Source organism: bacterium (assembly GCA_028821235.1).
Lineage (GTDB): Bacteria > Actinomycetota > Acidimicrobiia > Spongiisociales > Spongiisociaceae > Spongiisocius.
The window spans coordinates 1-15798 of record JAPPGV010000088.1 but is presented as its reverse complement, the minus strand read 5'-3'; the positions used below and the strand labels follow the sequence as shown (position 1 = coordinate 15798).

Annotated in this window: 29 protein-coding genes and 1 pseudogene; all 30 read left to right on the top strand. The window is 66.6% G+C overall.

What is annotated here, in order from left to right:
- The first annotated feature begins 108 nt into the window (after nucleotides 1-108).
- The 30 genes and pseudogenes from rpsJ (at nucleotide 109) to rplQ (ending at nucleotide 15690) form a co-directional block, all read left to right on the top strand.
- Nucleotides 109-417 carry a 30S ribosomal protein S10 gene (rpsJ, locus tag OXK16_10030; protein ID MDE0376285.1) on the top strand — a complete coding sequence of 103 codons (309 nt, stop codon included), beginning with the start codon at nucleotides 109-111 and terminating at the stop codon, nucleotides 415-417.
- Complete coding sequence (gene rplC, locus OXK16_10025) at nucleotides 414-1055, top strand: 50S ribosomal protein L3 (protein ID MDE0376284.1); 642 nt, start codon at nucleotides 414-416, stop codon at nucleotides 1053-1055. Before rpsJ ends, rplC begins: the two co-directional genes overlap by 4 nt.
- Nucleotides 1056-1061: 6 nt before the next feature.
- Nucleotides 1062-1781, top strand: a complete 720-nt coding sequence (gene rplD, locus OXK16_10020; protein ID MDE0376283.1) for a 50S ribosomal protein L4 — start codon at nucleotides 1062-1064, stop codon at nucleotides 1779-1781.
- Complete coding sequence (rplW, locus tag OXK16_10015; protein ID MDE0376282.1) at nucleotides 1778-2065, top strand: 50S ribosomal protein L23; 288 nt, start codon at nucleotides 1778-1780, stop codon at nucleotides 2063-2065. The genes rplD and rplW overlap by 4 nt, the downstream gene beginning before the upstream one ends.
- Nucleotides 2066-2081: 16 nt before the next feature.
- The gene (gene rplB / locus OXK16_10010; protein MDE0376281.1) at nucleotides 2082-2915 is read left to right on the top strand and encodes a 50S ribosomal protein L2; all 834 of its coding nucleotides are present in this window, start codon (nucleotides 2082-2084) and stop codon (nucleotides 2913-2915) included.
- A 3-nt stretch (nucleotides 2916-2918) separates the two neighbouring features.
- On the top strand, nucleotides 2919-3203 hold the full coding sequence (gene rpsS / locus OXK16_10005; GenBank protein ID MDE0376280.1) for a 30S ribosomal protein S19: 285 nt from the start codon (nucleotides 2919-2921) through the stop codon (nucleotides 3201-3203).
- Between the two features lie 6 nt (nucleotides 3204-3209).
- Complete coding sequence (gene rplV / locus OXK16_10000; GenBank protein ID MDE0376279.1) at nucleotides 3210-3575, top strand: 50S ribosomal protein L22; 366 nt, start codon at nucleotides 3210-3212, stop codon at nucleotides 3573-3575.
- Nucleotides 3575-4516 carry a 30S ribosomal protein S3 gene (rpsC, locus tag OXK16_09995; protein ID MDE0376278.1) on the top strand — a complete coding sequence of 314 codons (942 nt, stop codon included), beginning with the start codon at nucleotides 3575-3577 and terminating at the stop codon, nucleotides 4514-4516. Before rplV ends, rpsC begins: the two co-directional genes overlap by 1 nt.
- 6 nt (nucleotides 4517-4522) lie before the next feature.
- Complete coding sequence (gene rplP, locus OXK16_09990; protein MDE0376277.1) at nucleotides 4523-4939, top strand: 50S ribosomal protein L16; 417 nt, start codon at nucleotides 4523-4525, stop codon at nucleotides 4937-4939.
- 23 nt (nucleotides 4940-4962) lie between these two features.
- Entirely contained in the window at nucleotides 4963-5163 is a 201-nt protein-coding gene (gene rpmC / locus OXK16_09985) for a 50S ribosomal protein L29 (GenBank protein ID MDE0376276.1), read from the top strand.
- Nucleotides 5156-5413 (top strand): 30S ribosomal protein S17, encoded by a 258-nt coding sequence (gene rpsQ / locus OXK16_09980; protein ID MDE0376275.1) that lies wholly within the window; start codon nucleotides 5156-5158, stop codon nucleotides 5411-5413. The genes rpmC and rpsQ overlap by 8 nt, the downstream gene beginning before the upstream one ends.
- The gene (gene rplN, locus OXK16_09975; GenBank protein MDE0376274.1) at nucleotides 5410-5778 is read left to right on the top strand and encodes a 50S ribosomal protein L14; all 369 of its coding nucleotides are present in this window, start codon (nucleotides 5410-5412) and stop codon (nucleotides 5776-5778) included. The genes rpsQ and rplN overlap by 4 nt, the downstream gene beginning before the upstream one ends.
- Entirely contained in the window at nucleotides 5778-6083 is a 306-nt protein-coding gene (gene rplX, locus OXK16_09970) for a 50S ribosomal protein L24 (GenBank protein ID MDE0376273.1), read from the top strand. The genes rplN and rplX overlap by 1 nt, the downstream gene beginning before the upstream one ends.
- A 6-nt stretch (nucleotides 6084-6089) precedes the next feature.
- Complete coding sequence (gene rplE / locus OXK16_09965) at nucleotides 6090-6683, top strand: 50S ribosomal protein L5 (protein ID MDE0376272.1); 594 nt, start codon at nucleotides 6090-6092, stop codon at nucleotides 6681-6683.
- 16 nt (nucleotides 6684-6699) lie between these two features.
- Nucleotides 6700-7005 carry a 30S ribosomal protein S14 gene (gene rpsN, locus OXK16_09960; GenBank protein ID MDE0376271.1) on the top strand — a complete coding sequence of 102 codons (306 nt, stop codon included), beginning with the start codon at nucleotides 6700-6702 and terminating at the stop codon, nucleotides 7003-7005.
- Between the two features lie 15 nt (nucleotides 7006-7020).
- Nucleotides 7021-7422, top strand: coding sequence for a 30S ribosomal protein S8 (gene rpsH / locus OXK16_09955; GenBank protein MDE0376270.1), 402 nt, complete (start codon nucleotides 7021-7023; stop codon nucleotides 7420-7422).
- Between the two features lie 2 nt (nucleotides 7423-7424).
- On the top strand, nucleotides 7425-7970 hold the full coding sequence (gene rplF / locus OXK16_09950; protein ID MDE0376269.1) for a 50S ribosomal protein L6: 546 nt from the start codon (nucleotides 7425-7427) through the stop codon (nucleotides 7968-7970).
- Nucleotides 7967-8320, top strand: a complete 354-nt coding sequence (gene rplR, locus OXK16_09945; GenBank protein ID MDE0376268.1) for a 50S ribosomal protein L18 — start codon at nucleotides 7967-7969, stop codon at nucleotides 8318-8320. The genes rplF and rplR overlap by 4 nt, the downstream gene beginning before the upstream one ends.
- Entirely contained in the window at nucleotides 8310-8900 is a 591-nt protein-coding gene (rpsE, locus tag OXK16_09940; protein ID MDE0376267.1) for a 30S ribosomal protein S5, read from the top strand. The genes rplR and rpsE overlap by 11 nt, the downstream gene beginning before the upstream one ends.
- On the top strand, nucleotides 8897-9100 hold the full coding sequence (gene rpmD, locus OXK16_09935) for a 50S ribosomal protein L30 (GenBank protein MDE0376266.1): 204 nt from the start codon (nucleotides 8897-8899) through the stop codon (nucleotides 9098-9100). Before rpsE ends, rpmD begins: the two co-directional genes overlap by 4 nt.
- 117 nt (nucleotides 9101-9217) lie before the next feature.
- On the top strand, nucleotides 9218-9676 hold the full coding sequence (gene rplO, locus OXK16_09930) for a 50S ribosomal protein L15 (protein ID MDE0376265.1): 459 nt from the start codon (nucleotides 9218-9220) through the stop codon (nucleotides 9674-9676).
- Between the two features lie 97 nt (nucleotides 9677-9773).
- Nucleotides 9774-11096: a preprotein translocase subunit SecY gene (gene secY, locus OXK16_09925; GenBank protein MDE0376264.1), complete on the top strand. Its 1323-nt coding sequence runs from the start codon at nucleotides 9774-9776 to the stop codon at nucleotides 11094-11096.
- Nucleotides 11093-11641 (top strand): adenylate kinase, encoded by a 549-nt coding sequence (locus OXK16_09920; GenBank protein MDE0376263.1) that lies wholly within the window; start codon nucleotides 11093-11095, stop codon nucleotides 11639-11641. Before secY ends, OXK16_09920 begins: the two co-directional genes overlap by 4 nt.
- 169 nt (nucleotides 11642-11810) lie before the next feature.
- Nucleotides 11811-12584: a type I methionyl aminopeptidase gene (gene map, locus OXK16_09915; protein MDE0376262.1), complete on the top strand. Its 774-nt coding sequence runs from the start codon at nucleotides 11811-11813 to the stop codon at nucleotides 12582-12584.
- A gap of 149 nt (nucleotides 12585-12733) precedes the next feature.
- On the top strand, nucleotides 12734-12847 hold the full coding sequence (gene rpmJ, locus OXK16_09910) for a 50S ribosomal protein L36 (protein ID MDE0376261.1): 114 nt from the start codon (nucleotides 12734-12736) through the stop codon (nucleotides 12845-12847).
- A gap of 15 nt (nucleotides 12848-12862) precedes the next feature.
- The gene (gene rpsM / locus OXK16_09905) at nucleotides 12863-13240 is read left to right on the top strand and encodes a 30S ribosomal protein S13 (GenBank protein ID MDE0376260.1); all 378 of its coding nucleotides are present in this window, start codon (nucleotides 12863-12865) and stop codon (nucleotides 13238-13240) included.
- A 42-nt stretch (nucleotides 13241-13282) separates the two neighbouring features.
- A complete protein-coding gene (gene rpsK, locus OXK16_09900) occupies nucleotides 13283-13675 on the top strand; it encodes a 30S ribosomal protein S11 (protein ID MDE0376259.1) in 393 nt (130 codons plus the stop codon).
- A 3-nt stretch (nucleotides 13676-13678) separates the two neighbouring features.
- Nucleotides 13679-14296 (top strand): 30S ribosomal protein S4, encoded by a 618-nt coding sequence (rpsD, locus tag OXK16_09895; GenBank protein MDE0376258.1) that lies wholly within the window; start codon nucleotides 13679-13681, stop codon nucleotides 14294-14296.
- Nucleotides 14297-14391: 95 nt separating this feature from the next.
- Nucleotides 14392-15339, top strand: coding sequence for a DNA-directed RNA polymerase subunit alpha (locus OXK16_09890; GenBank protein ID MDE0376257.1), 948 nt, complete (start codon nucleotides 14392-14394; stop codon nucleotides 15337-15339).
- A 3-nt stretch (nucleotides 15340-15342) separates the two neighbouring features.
- A pseudogene (gene rplQ / locus OXK16_09885) lies at nucleotides 15343-15690 on the top strand (50S ribosomal protein L17).
- Nucleotides 15691-15798 lie beyond the last annotated feature (108 nt).

The following is a 15798-nucleotide window of genomic DNA, read 5'->3' as shown; positions in this document are numbered from 1 at the left end:
GGCGGACGCACCGTAGGAGCAGGCACCGTCACCAAAATCATCGAATAACCGGAACGCAAAGAGAACTACTGGCCGAGACATCGGAATGGGAACCGGCAGGAAGACAGCATGAAAGAACAGAGAATCCGCATCAAGCTGAAGGCTTACGACCACCAGGTGGTCGATGAGTCGGCGCGCAAGATAGCGGAGACAGTCATCCGCACCCATGCCATCGTTCATGGGCCGGTCCCGCTCCCTACCAAAGTCCACCGGTACTGCGTGATCCGGTCGCCGCATGTGTACAAGGACTCGCGTGAACACTTCGAGATCCGCACCCACAAGCGCCTGATCGACATCCTGCGGCCGACCCACAACACGATCGAATCCCTCATGAGGCTGGACCTCCCGGCCGGAGTGGAAGTCGAGATCGAGACATGAGCCTGTCGGCGATCCTCGGAGAGAAGGTCGGCATGACCCGGATCTTCGACGATCATGCCCGCGCCATCCCCGTGACGGTGATCAAGGCCGGACCCTGCCACGTCACCCAGATCTGCACCGAGGAGAACGACGGCTACTCGGCGGTGCAGATCTCGTACGGCGAGATCCCCGCCCGGAAGGTCAACAAGCCGCAGGCCGGCCACTTCGCCAATGCCGGCGTCGCCCCGGCCCGCCACCTCGTGGAGGTGCGGGTCGATGACGGCTCGGAGTTCCAGCTGGGCCAGGTGCTGCGGGTCGAGGACGTGTTCGAGCCCGGAACCAAGGCCGACGTGACCGGAGTCTCCAAGGGGAAGGGCTTCCAGGGCGTTATGAAGCGCCACAACTTCCACGGACAGGGCGCCAGCCACGGTGTTCACAAGGTGCACCGCTCGCCGGGCGCCATCGGCGCCTGCGCCACCCCGGCCCGGGTGATGAAGGGCACCAAGCTACCCGGACGGATGGGTGGTAAGCAGACCACGGTTCTCAACCTGGCCGTGGTCGGCGTGGACCCCGAGCGCAACCTGCTGGTGCTGCAGGGCGCGGTCCCAGGTCCCAGAGGCGGGCTGGTCTTCGTCCGCGAAGCGGTCAAGAACGGTTGATGGGCGATGGCTGATCTGGTTGCTCCCAGGTACGACTCCGCCGGCGTCCAGCAGGGCGAGGTGTTGCTCGACCCGGCAGTCTTCGGCATCACGCCCAACCGTGACGTGATGCATCAGGTGGTGGTGGCCCATCTGGCGGCCCGGCGTTCCGGCACGGCTCGCACCAAGACCAGGGCCGAAGTGCGAGGCGGCGGGCGCAAGCCATGGCGCCAGAAGGGCCTGGGGCGGGCCCGCCACGGGTCGATCCGCTCTCCCATCTGGGTGGGCGGCGGCAAGGCGCACGGCCCTCGCGACCGCAACTACGTCCAGCGGGCCCCCAAGAAGATGAAGGCGCTGGCCCTCAGGAGCGCCCTGTCGGCCCGGGCGTCGGAAGGTGCCATCAAGATCATCGGGGGGTTCGACTGGGAGGTGCCCAGCACCAGGCTGGCCGTCTCCCTGCTCAGCGAGATCGGGGCCACCGGTAAGGCATTGGTGGTGGTCGACCGCTCGGAGGAGGTCGCGCTCCGGTCGTTCCGGAACCTGCCCCAGGTCATCCTCGGGCGACCCGGGATGCTGAACACGTACGACGTCCTCTGGGCCGGCACCGTCATCTTCTCCGGACTGGCCCTCGGGCAGTCTTCCACCGGTCCGGCCGGATCCCAATCGGGTCGCTTCGACGTTTCGGACGAGGACTTCGTCATGGAGAACGGCGCGGCGCCGGCCGGGCTGGGACAGGACGTACGATGAAGGACCCGCGTGACGTGATCATCCAGCCCGTGGTCTCGGAGAAGTCATACGACCTCATCGAGCGTGCCAACACGTACACCTTCGTGGTGGATCGGCGGGCCCGCAAGGAGGAGATCCGCCGGGCGGTCGAGGTCCTGTTCGGCGTCCGGGTGTTGAGCGTCAACACGCTGAACCGCAAGGGCAAGCGGAAGCGGACCAGGTTCACGGTCGGTAGGCGTGCCGACACCAAGCGCGCCATGGTCACGCTGCCCATCGGGCAGACCGTGGACATCTTCGGAATTTGAGGCAGGTGAGTTCGAGATGGCAGTAAAGAAGAGAAAACCCACCTCACCGGGACGCCGGTTCCAGACCGTGTCGGACTTCGCGTCGATCACCAAGTCAAAGCCCGAGAAGTCCCTGCTGGCCAAGAAGAAGCGCTCCTCGGGGCGCAACAACCATGGCCGGATCACGTCGCGCCATCGGGGTGGCGGTCACAAGCGTAGGTACCGCATCGTGGACTTCCGCCGGACCAAGGACGGGGTGCCTGCTCGGGTGGCGGCCGTGGAGTACGACCCCAACCGCAATGCCCGGCTGGCCCTGCTGCACTATGTGGACGGCGAGAAGCGTTACATCCTGCACCCGGTGGGAGTATCGGTGGGGGACATGCTGGAGTCGGGCCCCAAGGCCGAGATCCGGCCCGGAAACGCCCTTCCGCTGCGGAACATTCCGGCGGGAACGGTGGTTCATGCCATCGAGCTGAAGCCGGGAGGCGGGGCCAGGATGGCCAGGGCGGCAGGGACGGGTGTCCAGCTGATGTCCAAGGAGGGGAACAGGGCGCTGCTCCGGTTGCCCTCGGGCGAGGTTCGCTATGTCCTCCTCGACTGCCGGGCCACCATCGGTCAGGTCGGCAATACCGAGGCGGAGCTCACCAAGCTCGGCAAGGCGGGCAGGAACCGCTGGAAGGGGGTGCGTCCCCAGACCCGCGGCGTGGCGATGAACCCGGTTGATCACCCGCTGGGAGGTGGCGAAGGGCGCTCGTCAGGAGGCCGCCATCCGGTGTCCCCGTGGGGTAAGCCGGAGGGCCGGACCCGGAATCGCAACAAGGCGAGCAACCGGGATATCGTGCGCCGCCGCAACAAGAAAGGCCGGAGGTAGCAGATGGCTCGGAGCCGTAAGAAGGGCCCGTTCGTGGACGAGCACCTCCTGAGGAAGGTGGAAGTCGCCAACAGCGCCGGCCACAAGCGGATGATCCGCACCTGGAGCCGCCGGAGCACCATCATCCCCGAGATGGTGGGCCTGACCATCGCTGTCCATGATGGCCGCCGCCACGTTCCCATCTACATCACCGAGCAGATGGTCGATCACAAGCTGGGCGAGTTCGCTCCTACCAGGACCTTCAGGGGACACGCCGGCACCAAGCGGGAAAAGGCTACGAGGCGGTAGGTCGAGATGAGAGCAGTCGCCCGCGCCCGCCATATCCGCCAGTCCCCCTACAAGGTGCGGGTGGTGCTGGACCAGGTCCGGGGCATGTCGGTCGCCGATGCTGAGGTGACCCTCCGGTTCTCCAACCGGAGAGCCGCGGAGCCGATCCTCAAGTGCATCCGCTCGGCAGTCGCCAACATGAATTCGAAGTTCGAGCTCGGCGAGGACCTCGACACGCTGGCCGGCGAGGTCCGCGTGGTCGAGGCCTATGCCGACGAGGGCGTGACCATCAAGCGCTTCCGGCCTCGGGCCCGGGGTCGCGCCACCAGGATCCGCAAGCGCACCTGCCACATCACCATCGTGGTTTCCGACGGCCGCGAGGAGGTCGACTGATGGGCCAGAAGACGCATCCCTATGGTTTCCGCCTCGGAATCGTCACCGACTGGAAGTCACGTTGGTACTCGGATAAGGACTACACGTTCCTGGCCAACGAGGACCACCGGATACGCGACTACTTGAAGCGCGAACTCAAGCGGGGGGCGGTGTCGCGGGTCGACATCGAACGCACCCGCGAACGCCTCCAGGTGGACGTCCACACGGCCCGTCCCGGCGCCGTGATCGGCCGCAAGGGCGCCGAGGCGGAGCGGATCCGGTCAGGTATGGAGAAGATGACCGGGCGCCGGGTGAAGCTCAATGTGATCGAGGTCAAGGACCCCGAGACCGACGCCCAGTTGCTGGCCCGCGGCGTGGCCGACCAGTTGGAGAACCGGGTGGCCTTCCGGCGCGCCATGCGACGGACGGTGCAGACCGCCCTCAAAGCAGGCGCGGAAGGAGTGAGGGTGGAGTGCGCCGGCCGCCTGGGCGGCGCCGACATGAGCCGCCGCGAGTGGTACCGGGAGGGCCGGGTGCCCCTGCACACCCTCCGGGCGGACATCGACTACGGCCAGGCCACGGCCGCCACCAGCGTGGGGAGTATCGGGGTCAAGGTCTGGGTCTACAAGGGCGATGTGGTCGCCTCGCTCAAGACCACGCGCGAGCAGATGGCGCGCGAGGCCGCGCTGGCGGCCGGACGGCCGTCGGGCCGGATGACGCCGGCCAAGAGCCGGGCCGAGCAGCGAGCCGGTGGACGCGCCGCGCCGCGGGTGATCGAAGCCGGAGGGGGCAAGAGGATCATCGAGGCCGGCGGTGGCCGCAAGGTCAGCAAGGCCGAGGCCAAGTCGGCCTACGACAGCGCCCGGGCCGAGACCGGTGCGCCGTCCGGGCAGGCCGGTGACGAGGGCGGGTCCGCCGCCAAGCCCGAGGACGACTCCGGCGCCGATGAGGCCGGGAAGTAGTAGATCATGTTGATGCCCAAGCGAACCAAGTACCGCAAGGTCCATAGGGGGCGGATGAAGGGTTACGCCAAGGGCGGCACGGCGGTGTCGTTCGGCGACTACGGCATCCAAGCGCTGGAGCCGGGCCAGATAACCGCTCGCCAGATCGAGTCCGCCCGTGTCGCCATCACCCGTACGGTTCGGCGGGGAGGGAAGGTCTGGATCAACATCTTCCCCGACAAGCCGATCACGGCCAAGCCGGCCGAGACCCGGATGGGTTCGGGGAAGGGGAACCCCGAGTTCTGGGTGGCCGTCGTCAAGCCGGGGCGGGTGATGATGGAACTGTCGGGCGTGGACGAGCAAATGGCGCGCGAGGCGATGCGCAGGGCCGGCCACAAGCTGCCGATCAAGACCCGGTTCGTATCCAGGGAACTGCTGGGGTAGAGAATGACGATGGAGGTAGCGGTATGAAGGCCTTGGAGCTGAGGGAACTCACCCCGGCCGAGCTGGACGAGAAGCTGGACGAGACTAAGGAGGAGCTGTTCAACCTCCGGTTCCAGCTGGCGGTCAGCCAGTCGGAGGACACGGCGTCTCTGGGCCGCCTGAGGCAGTTGATCGCGCGGATCAAGACCGTGATGCACGAGAACGAGGAGGTCGGTCATGCCTGATCGGCGGCGGCGCAAGACGCGTGTGGGCATGGTGGTGTCCGATGCCCGGGCCCGCACCATCACGGTGGAGCTCGAGCGGCGGACGCGCCATCCGCGCTACGGCAAGATCGTGCGCAGCGTCACCAAGGTTCATGCGCACGACGAGGAGAACACCGCCCGCAACGGCGACCGGGTGATGATCATGGAGACCCGGCCCCTGTCCAAGACCAAGCGGTGGCGGCTGGTAGAGGTGTTGGGACGGGCGAGATGATCCAGCAGGAGTCCCGGCTCAAGGTGGCCGACAACAGCGGCGCCCGCGAGGTGCTGTGCATCCGCGTGCTGGGAGGGTCGCGCCGCCGGTATGCCCGGATCGGCGACATCATCGTGGCCACTGTCAAGCACGCCGCTCCCGGAGCGGCGCTCAAGAAGGGCGAGGTGGTCAGGGCGGTGGTGGTGCGGACTGCCAAGGAGCAGCGCCGCCGGGACGGCACCTACATCCGCTTCGACGACAACGCATGCGTGGTCATCAACGACAACCGGCTCCCTCGGGGCACCCGCATATTCGGGCCGGTGGCCCGCGAGCTGCGGGACCGGAAGTTCATGCGGATCGTCTCACTGGCGCCGGAGGTGATCTGATGGCCATCCGCGAAGGCGACCGGGTCGTGGTGATCTCCGGCAAGGACGTGGGCCGCGAGTCGAGAGTGGCGCGGGTCCTGCCCCGCCGGGGCCGGGTGATCGTGGAAGGCGTCAACACCGCCAAGCGGCACCAGAAGGCCCGGGGCCGGGAGCTGCAAGCGGGCATCGTCGACAAGGACATGCCCATCGACGTTTCCAACGTGATGCTGGTGTGCGACGACTGCGGGCCGGTCAGGACCGGAGTCGGCAGGAGCGACACGGGCCGCAGGTTCCGCCGCTGCGTCAAGTGCGACGGGGAGGTGTAGGCAGTCATGGCCGCCGAGACGAAGACCGCTCCGGTGGGTGACGTGCCCCGCCTGAAGCGGCAGTACGTGGAGACGGTTCGGTCCCGGATCATGGAGGATCTGGGCCTCGCCAATCCGATGTTGATCCCCGACCTGGACAAGATCGTGGTGAACATGGGCATCGGCGAGGCGGTGGGCGACCGCAAGCAGACCGGCGCGGCCATGGAGGACCTGGCCACCATCACCGGCCAGAAGCCCCGGCTGAATCGGGCTCGCCGGTCCATCGCCGGGTTCAAGCTGCGGACCGGGATGCCGGTGGGCTGTTCGGTGACGATCCGCGGGCATCGGGCCTGGGAGTTTCTCGATCGGCTGATTACCATCGCCATCCCGCGCATCCGGGACTTCCGGGGTCTGAGCCCGTCGTCATTCGACGGGCGTGGCAACTACAGCTTCGGGGTGAGCGAGCAGCTCATCTTTCCCGAGATCGACTACGACAAGGTGACGGCGGTCCGCGGTATGGACATAACCATCTGCACGACCTCCGCCGACGACGGGGGCGCCAGGGCATTGCTGGAGGCCTTCGGCTTCCCCTTCCGGCGTCGGGCTGCCGCAACCAACTGAGATGTGAGGAAACGATATGGCCAAGAAGTCGATGATCGCCAAGAACAAGCGCCGGGCCGAGATGGTCGAGCGCTACCGGGAGCGCCGGGCCGAGCTCATCAGCGTCATCAAGGACCCCGACGCCACGTATGACGCCAAGCGGGACGCCTACGCGAGCCTGGCGAAGATGCCTCGCGACGCCAGCCCGACCCGGTACCGCAACCGGTGCGGCATCACCGGACGGCCCCGCGGCTACCTGCGCAAGTTCGGGATGTCGCGGATTGCGGTCCGGGAGCTCGCGCACCGTGGCGAGCTGCCAGGCGTTCAGAAGTCCTCCTGGTAAGGGAGCGAGACCGCAATGATGACCGACCCCATTGCCGACATGCTGACCCGGATCCGCAACGCCAACATCGCCTTGCATGCCAGGGTGAGCATGCCCTCCTCGAAGCTGAAGGAGCAGGTCGCCAGGGTGCTGGCGTCGGAGGGTTATGTGGAGGGCTACGACGTGAGTCCGGCGGCCCAGGGGAACACCCTGACCATCCGCTTGAAGTTCGCCGGTAAGGCCAATCAGGAGCGCATCATCCAGGGGTTGCGTCGTGTCTCCCGGCCGGGCCGGCGCGTGTACAAGGGCGCCGACGACCTGCCGCGTTCCCAGGGAGGCCTGGGAACGGTGATCGTGTCCACCTCCCAGGGTCTGCTGCCCGATCGGGAGGCCCGCCGGCGGCGTCTGGGCGGTGAGCTCATGTGCGAGGTCTGGTAGTCATGAGTCGGGTCGGCAAGGTTCCGATTCCGGTGCCCGGCGGGGTGGAGATCACCATCTCCGGCCAGGAGGTGACGGTCAAGGGCCCGAAGGGTTCCCTGAAGCGGACCTTCGAGGACCGGGTGGGGGTCGAGGTGATCGACGGCCGGTGCGTGGTCACCAGGATCAACGACGAACGCCGCAGCCGAGCACTGCACGGGCTGACCCGGGCCCTGGTGAACAACATGGTGATCGGGGTCACCGAGGGGTACCGCAAGACCCTCAAGATCGTCGGGGTCGGTTACCGGGCTCTGAGCCGGGGTGACGGGTTGGAGCTGCAGGTCGGCTACAGCCACAGCGTGGCGGTTCCGGCCACAGACGGTATCTCCTTCACGGTTCCGGACGCCACCACCATCGTGGTGGAGGGCATCGACAAGGAGAAGGTAGGCCAGGTAGCGGCCGAGATCCGCCGCGTCCGGCCGCCGGAGCCTTACAAGGGCAAGGGCATCCGCTACCAGGACGAGTACGTCCTCAGGAAGAGCGGCAAGGCCGGAGTGACAGTCCGATGAGCGGGGCACGGACGAGGGCAAGGATCCGCCGTCACCGCCGGGTACGGAAGCGGTTGGCCGGTACCGAGGCCCGCCCGCGCCTGGCGGTGTTCCGGAGTAACCGGTACATCTACGCGCAGGTCATCGACGACGGCCCCGGCCGGACGCTGGCGGCGGCTTCCTCGCAGGAGCCGGCGCTCCGGTCGAAGCCCTTGACCACCGGGACCGCCACCGAGGTGGGCCGTCTGATCGCTTCCCGGGCTGCCGGCGCCGGCGTTACGAAAGTGGTTTTCGATCGGGGCGGGCATCCGTTCCATGGACGTGTGAAGGCTCTGGCCGACGCGGCGAGGGAGGCTGGACTTGACTTCTAGAAGAAGACGGCGCGACGGGGGCTTGGACTCCACCCCCCAATTCGATGAGCGGGTCATAGAGATCAACCGGGTCTCCAAGGTGAGCAAGGGGGGACGCCGGTTCTCCTTCACCGCCCTCGTGGCGTTGGGCGACGGGGCCGGCCGGGTCGGGATCGGCTACGGGAAGGCCAAGGAGGTGCCCACCGCCATCCAGAAGGCCATCGAGTCGGCTCGCAAGTCGATGTTCACCGTTCCCATGGCAGGCACCACCCTGATCCACCGGGTCATCGGCCAGCAGGGCGCCTCGAAGGTACTCCTGAAGCCGGCGGCGCCGGGCACGGGAGTGATCGCCGGCGGCGCCGTCCGCCAGATCCTCGAGGCGGCCGGGATCCGCGACGCCCTGGCCAAGTCCCTCGGCGCGCCCACCCACCTCAACGTCGCCAAGGCCACCATCGACGGCCTGAAGGGGCAGCGGCGTCCCGAGGACGTGGCGAAGGCAAGGGGCAAGACCCCCGAGGAGATCACGCCTCCGGGACTGCTGGCCGCCTACCGCTCCACCGAGATGATGCGGGCGTCGGGCGGAGGAGGCAGTGGATCATGAGCGGCGAGATGCTCCGGATCACCTTGCGCCGGAGCCTGATCGGCGAGAAGCACAAGGCCCGGGCTACCGTCCGGAGCCTGGGTCTGAAGAAGTTGAACGCCTCGGTGGAGCGTCCGGACAGTCCGGAGCTGCGGGGTATGTTGCATCGGGTGCGCCATCTGGTGGAAGTCCGGGAGGCGCGACCGCAGGGAACGAAGTAAGAACGAGGGCTCGCCGACGGGTCGGGTCGGGCATGGGGTTCGCAGGCTGAGGCAGGCCGGGGCGAACCGCAGTCCGGGGCCCGGAGGACGAGCCGGTTATCCGGAAGGGTGGCGTCCGTGGCTACCAAGACAAACCAATTGAAACTCCACCACCTCAGGCCGGCGGAAGGGTCGAAGCGGAAGAAGATCCGGGTCGGACGCGGCGAGGCGGGAAGGCGCGGCAAGACGGCCGGCAGGGGAACGAAGGGCCTCAAGGCCCGCCGTAGCCTGCGACCCGGCTTCGAGGGCGGCCAGACCCCACTGCAAGCCAGGCTTCCGAAGTTGCGGGGCTTCAAGCCCCACAACCGGCAGGCGTTCACGGTGGTCAACGTGGATGACCTCGACGGCTTCCGGGACGGTGCGACCATCTCGCCGGACCATCTGCGCGAGCAGGGACTGGCGCGCAAGCGGGGCAGGATCAAGGTGCTGGGCCGGGGCGAGATCCGCAAGGCGCTGACCGTCGAGGCGCATGCCTTCAGCCGGTCAGCCCGCGCCAAGATAGAAGCTGCCGGTGGATCGTGCGTGATCGTCGGTTGACGGCGACGCCCGCGGCGGCGGGCTCGTGGAGGACCCGGCCGGGACCCGGCTGCCCGGTCGACCGTGCCGGTGATGGATTCGGAGGGAGCATCGGCCGATGCTGAACGTCTACCGGTACATGTTCAAGATCCCGGATCTCCGGGGCAAGATCCTGTTCACGCTGGGCATCTTCGCGCTGTATCGGCTGGGGGCCACCATTCCCGTACCGGGTATCGAGTTGGACCGGTTGGACGCGCTGGCCGGGCAGCGGCCCGGCGGCGCCTTCGGCTTGTTGAACCTCTTCTCGGGCAACGCCCTGGAGAACCTGTCCGTCTTCAGCCTGGGCATCCTCCCGTACATCACGGCCAGCATCATCATGCAGCTCCTGTCCGTGGTCATACCCCGCCTGCAGAAGCTGCAGGACGAGGGCGAGTCGGGCAGGGCCGTCATCACCAAGTGGACCCGGTACCTGACCGTGATCCTGGCGCTGCTCCAGTCGACCGGTATCACCTACCTCTTCAGCCGGGGGAGCAGCTTCACGGGCGGGATAGTGCTGATCGACGACTACACGCCCACCCGGGTGGTGCTGATGGTCGTGACGATGACGGCGGGCACGGCCTTCGTGATGTGGCTGGGCGAGTTGATCACCCAGCGCGGGGTCGGCAACGGGATGTCGCTGCTGATCTTCATCAGCATCGTGGCCGCCCTGCCCAGCCAGTTCACCCTGATCTGGCAGTACACGATTCCCACCGGCCGGGCGCCCATCTTCGTGTTGATCATCGGCCTGTTCATCCTGATGGTGGTGGGCATCCTCTTCGTGGAGCAGGGCCAGCGGCGGATCCCCATCCAGTTCGCCAAGCGGATCCGGGGCCGCCGGGTGATGGGCGGCCAGAGCACCTACATACCGCTGAAGATCAACATGGCCGGGGTGATCCCGGTGATCTTCGCCACCTCGATCCTGTTCTTCCCGGTGCTGATCTCCACCTCCATACCCAGCACTGAAGGGTTCTTCTCGGCTGTGAGGGACTTCATCAACGTCCACCTGGCGCCGTCCGGCTACGCGAGCGGCGCCACCAGCTGGTTCTACATCGGGGTGCTGTTCTTCCTGATCGTGTTCTTCACCTACTTCTATACGGCCATCCAGTTCGACCCGGCGCGCCAGTCGGAGATGATCCAGCGCCAGGGTGGTTTCATCCCCGGCCAGCGGCCCGGCCAGCAGACCTCTCGCTACCTGGGGCGGATTCTCAACCGGATCACCCTGCCCGGCTCGGTCTTCCTCGGGCTCATCGCCATCCTGCCGGCGATCGCTTCGGCCATATGGGCGATCCCGGTCGGGTTCTCGGGCGTGTCGATCCTCATCGTGGTCGGTGTGGCCCTGGAGACGATGAAGCAGATCGAGAGCCAGCTCACCATGAGAAACTACGAGGGATTCTTGACGTGAGAATCCTCTTCCTGGGAGCCCCCGGCGTCGGCAAGGGCACCCACGCGGAGCGGGTCGGTGAGGCCTTGGGCATCCCGCATATCTCCACGGGCGAGATGTTCCGCCGCCACGTGGGGTCGAGGACGTCGCTGGGCCTGCGGGTCGAGGAGATCCTGTCCCGCGGCGATCTGGTCCCGGACGTTCTCACGGTGGAGATGATGCTGGAACGCCTCCGTGATCCGGACACGGTGGACGGCTACATCCTGGACGGGTTCCCCCGCAACCTCGCCCAGGTCCACGCGCTCGACGGGGCCATAGGGGACTATGCGCTCGACGCGGTAGTGGTCCTGGAGGCCTCGGACGAGGTGCTGACGGAACGGATACTGGCCCGTGGCAGGACGGATGACACCGGGGCGTCCGTGAGCAACCGGTTGGAGGTGTACGAGCGGGAGACGGCGCCCTTGATCCACGTGTACCGGGAGCGGGGCCTCGTTCTGAGGGTGAACGGGATCGGCGAGATCGAGGAGATCACCGCCAAGATCCTGACGGCCCTGGCCGCGCTCTAGGCCGGGTTTGCGGGTTACCGGAAGTGTTCTCCCTGTCAGGGATCGCGGCGAGGAGCATGCTGAAAGAGACGGCAGTGGATGGCCCGCTACTCCTCGACCCGGGGTTTCGTCGGGGACTATCGGGCCAAACGGACGTTCTTCAGCACACTCCTAGCACCCGGTGCGGCCCATGATCACCATCAAGAACAAGCGCCAGTTCGCGAAGATGGCCGAGGCGGGAAGGTGCGTGGCCGCCGTTCACGAGGCCGTGTTCGAGGCCGCCGAGGTGGGCGTGACCTTGAGTCACCTGGACCAGGTCGCGGCCGACGTGATACGCGGTTGGGGATGTGAACCCTCCTTCCTCGGCTACCAGGGGTTTCCGGCGCACATCTGCGCATCGCCCAACGAAGTGATCGTGCATGGAATCCCGGGGGACGATCGCCTCGCCGAGGGTGACATCCTCTCGATCGACGCCGGTGCGATCTACGAGGGGTACCACGCCGATGCCGCCCTCACCATCCCGATCGGCGAGGTGGACGAGGAGTCCGCCCGGCTGATCGAGGTCACGCGCCGCGCCCTCTGGGCGGGTATCGATCAGGTCCACCCCGGCAAGAAGGTGGGCGACATAGGCCATGCGGTGGAGACGGCGGCGGTCCCGTACGGATACGGTGTGGTCTCCCAGTACGTGGGGCATGGCATCGGGCGCTCCATGCACGAGGGCCCGCAGATACCGAACCTCGGGCCTCCCGGAAAGGGATACCGGTTGAAGACGGGCATGGCCGTCTGCGTGGAGCCCATGTTCAACCTGGGGACGCCGGACACAGTGACCGCCGAGGACGGGTGGACCGTGCTCACGGCCGACGGCCGGCGGTCCGCACACTTCGAGCACACGGTGGCGCTGACCGCCGCCGGCCCCGTCGTTCTCACCGTCAATGACTTGCTCACAGCCCGTCCGGTCGGGTAGAATCGCCTGTCGGTCATGCGTCGCCGACCGGTCTGGCGCGGACATCCAACTTTGGCGGGTGAACGGTTACGCATGCGGTCCAGCTCTTTGTCTGAGCCGGCGCCGAACGATCACAGTGAATCGACGGGGTTGACCCCAAAGGGCGAACGGTGAAGGTACGGCCCTCCACTAAGAAGATGTGCGACAACTGTCGCCTGATAAAGCGCCGCCGGCGGGTGTGGGTGGTGTGCTCCAACCCGCGCCACAAGCAGCGGCAGGGTTGAGGAGGTAATGGCCTCATGGCGCGCATAGCCGGAGTCGACCTGCCGCGGCAGAAGCGACTCGAGATCGGCCTGACCTACATATACGGCATCGGCATCAACACCGCTCGGGACATGTGTCACCGGCTGCGGATCGATCCCGACACCAAGGTGCACGAGCTCAACGACGACGAGGTGAGCCGGATCCGCACCTACATCCAGTCCAACCTACGCGTCGAGGGCGATCTGCGCCGGGTGGTCGCCCAGAACATCAAGCGCAAGATGGAAATCGGTTGCTACCAGGGCCTTCGGCATCGGCGAGGCCTCCCGGTGCGCGGCCAGCGGACCCATACCAACGGGCGGACCCGCAAGGGTCGGCGCATGGCGGTCGCCGGTAAGAAGAAGGTGAAGAAGTGACTTCGGGCAGGGCTGGTCGTGAATTGAGTTGCGGAGGTCGCGTTGGCTAGAAGGCAAGGGAAGCGGGTAAGGCGGCGCGAGCGCAAGAACATAGCGTTCGGCCAGGCGCACATCAGGGCCAGCTTCAACAACACCATCATCAACATCACCGACGTGAACGGCAACACGATCGTTTGGACGTCCGGTGGGTCGGTCGGGTTCAAGGGCTCCCGCAAGTCGACGCCGTACGCGGCCCAGGTGGCTGCCGAGGAAGCATCCCGGCGGGCCGGGGAGCACGGCATCAGGAAGCTGGAAGTGATCGTCAGCGGGAACGGATCGGGTCGGGATACCGCGGTCCGCACGCTCACGAACATGGGCCTCGAAGTGTCGAGCGTCCGGGATGTCACACCGTTGCCTCACAACGGATGCCGTCCCAAGAAGCGCCGGAGGGGATGAATCGTGGCGCGTTACCTCGGTCCCCGCACTCGCAAGAGCCGCCGTCTCGGCCAGTTGCTCGACGACAACAAGTCGAAGTACTTCGACCGGCGCCCCTACCCGCCGGGCGAGCACGGCCGGCGCCGGGGCAGGCGGAGCAACGACTCCGACTACCTGCATCAGCTCCGGGAAAAGCAGAAGATGCGCCAGATCTACGGCATCCTCGAGCGGCAGTTCCGCCGCTACTACCAGGAGGCGGCCCGGCTGAAGGGGATCACCGGGGACAACCTTCTCCAGATCCTGGAGTGCCGCCTCGACAACGTGGTGTACCGGTCTGGCCTGGCCAGGACACGTCCCCAGGCCCGCCAGCTCGTCAACCACGGCCATTTCCAGGTCAACGGCCACAAGGTGGACATTCCCTCCTACCGGGTGCGGGCCGGAGACATGGTGACGGTGAAGCCCAAGTCCAGGGAGATAATCGTGATCCGCCATGCCGCGGATACGGCCGGCGACCGCCGGGTTCCGGAGTGGCTGGAGGTCAGCCTCGACGAGCGGCGCGTCCAGGTGATCGACGTCCCGAGCCGAACCCAGATCGACACGGCGGTGCGGGAGCAGCTGGTTGTCGAGCTGTACTCCAGGTGAGGCTCGTCCGGTAGCCGTGCCCTTCGCCATCTCATTGCCTGCCCGATACGCATTCTCTGACTAGAAGTGACCCTCGAGACTTAGGGGAAGAAACCTTGCAAGCGTTGGTTGTTCAGCGTCCACAGATCGAGATGATGCCGCTCAACGAGACCCGTGCCCGGTTCGTGATCGAGCCTTTGGAGCCGGGTTTCGGCTACACGCTCGGCAACACCCTCAGGCGGACGCTGCTCTCTCGGATACCCGGTGCCGCGGTGTCCTCGATAAGGATGGACGACATCTACCACGAGTTCACCACCGTCAAGGGCGTCAAGGAGGATGTGGTCGACATCATCCTGAACATCAAGCGCCTGGTGGTGCGAATGACCGACCCCGAGCCGCTCACGCTCCGGCTGTCGGCCACGGGTCCGGGTGCGGTGACGGCGGCCGATCTCGAAGCCCCGACCGGGGTGGAGATCGTCAGCCGGGACCTGCACCTCGCCACTCTGGAGGAGGGTGTCCACTTCGAGGCGGAGATGGTCGTGGAGCAGGGAGTGGGTTATCGCACCGCGGTCTCGGACCGGAACGATGCCATCGGCATGATCCCGATCGATGCCATTTTCTCCCCGGTCCGCAACGTCTCCTACCGGGTCGACAACACGCAGGTCGGCCAGATGACCAACTTCGATCGCCTGGAGATCGACATCGAGACCGACGGCTCGCTGGAGCCGAGCGAGGCGCTCTCGTCCGCCGGCAAGACCCTGCGCGAGCTCCTCAGCCTGTTCGCCGATGTGGGCGAGGGCATCGGTCTGGAGCTGGGTGACGTGGCCGTGGTCGAGACCGTCTCGCAGGACCTTGACCTGCCGGTCGAGGCCCTAGATCTCTCGGAGCGTCCCCGCAACTGCCTGAGGCGCGCCCAGATCAACACCGTGGGCGAGCTCACCAAGCAGACCCGCGAAGACCTTCTTGACATGACCAACTTCGGGCAGAAGAGCCTCGAGGAAGTGATCGCCAAGCTCGACGAGCTAGGGCTCGGTATCGCTGCCTCACGGGACAGGAACAGTTAGCCGATGCCCAGACCGAGGAAGGGCAAGCGCCTGGGCGGTGACCCCGCCCACCAGAAGGCCATGCTGGCGAACCTCGCCCAGTCCCTGATCTGGGACGAGCAGATCACCACCACCCTGACCAGGGCCAAGGTGCTCCGCCCCTATGTCGAGAAGATCATCACCAAGGCCCGGCGCGGCGATCTCCATTCCCGCCGCCTCGTGCTCAAGGACCTGTCGGACCTAGAGGTGGTCACCAAGCTGTTCGACGAGGTCGCCCCGAGGTACCAGGGACGGCCCGGCGGCTACACCCGCATCGTCAAGATCGGCCCCCGCCGCGGCGACAACGCAGAGATGGCGGTCATCGAACTCGTCTAGCGCCCCGAGCCGCGACGAGAACGCGAAAATCGCGCCGCGAAAACGGCGCTCGCACCGGGCCCTCCTTTACCTTGTTGGGTGGCTCTGGTGTGTGAGTATCGGGGC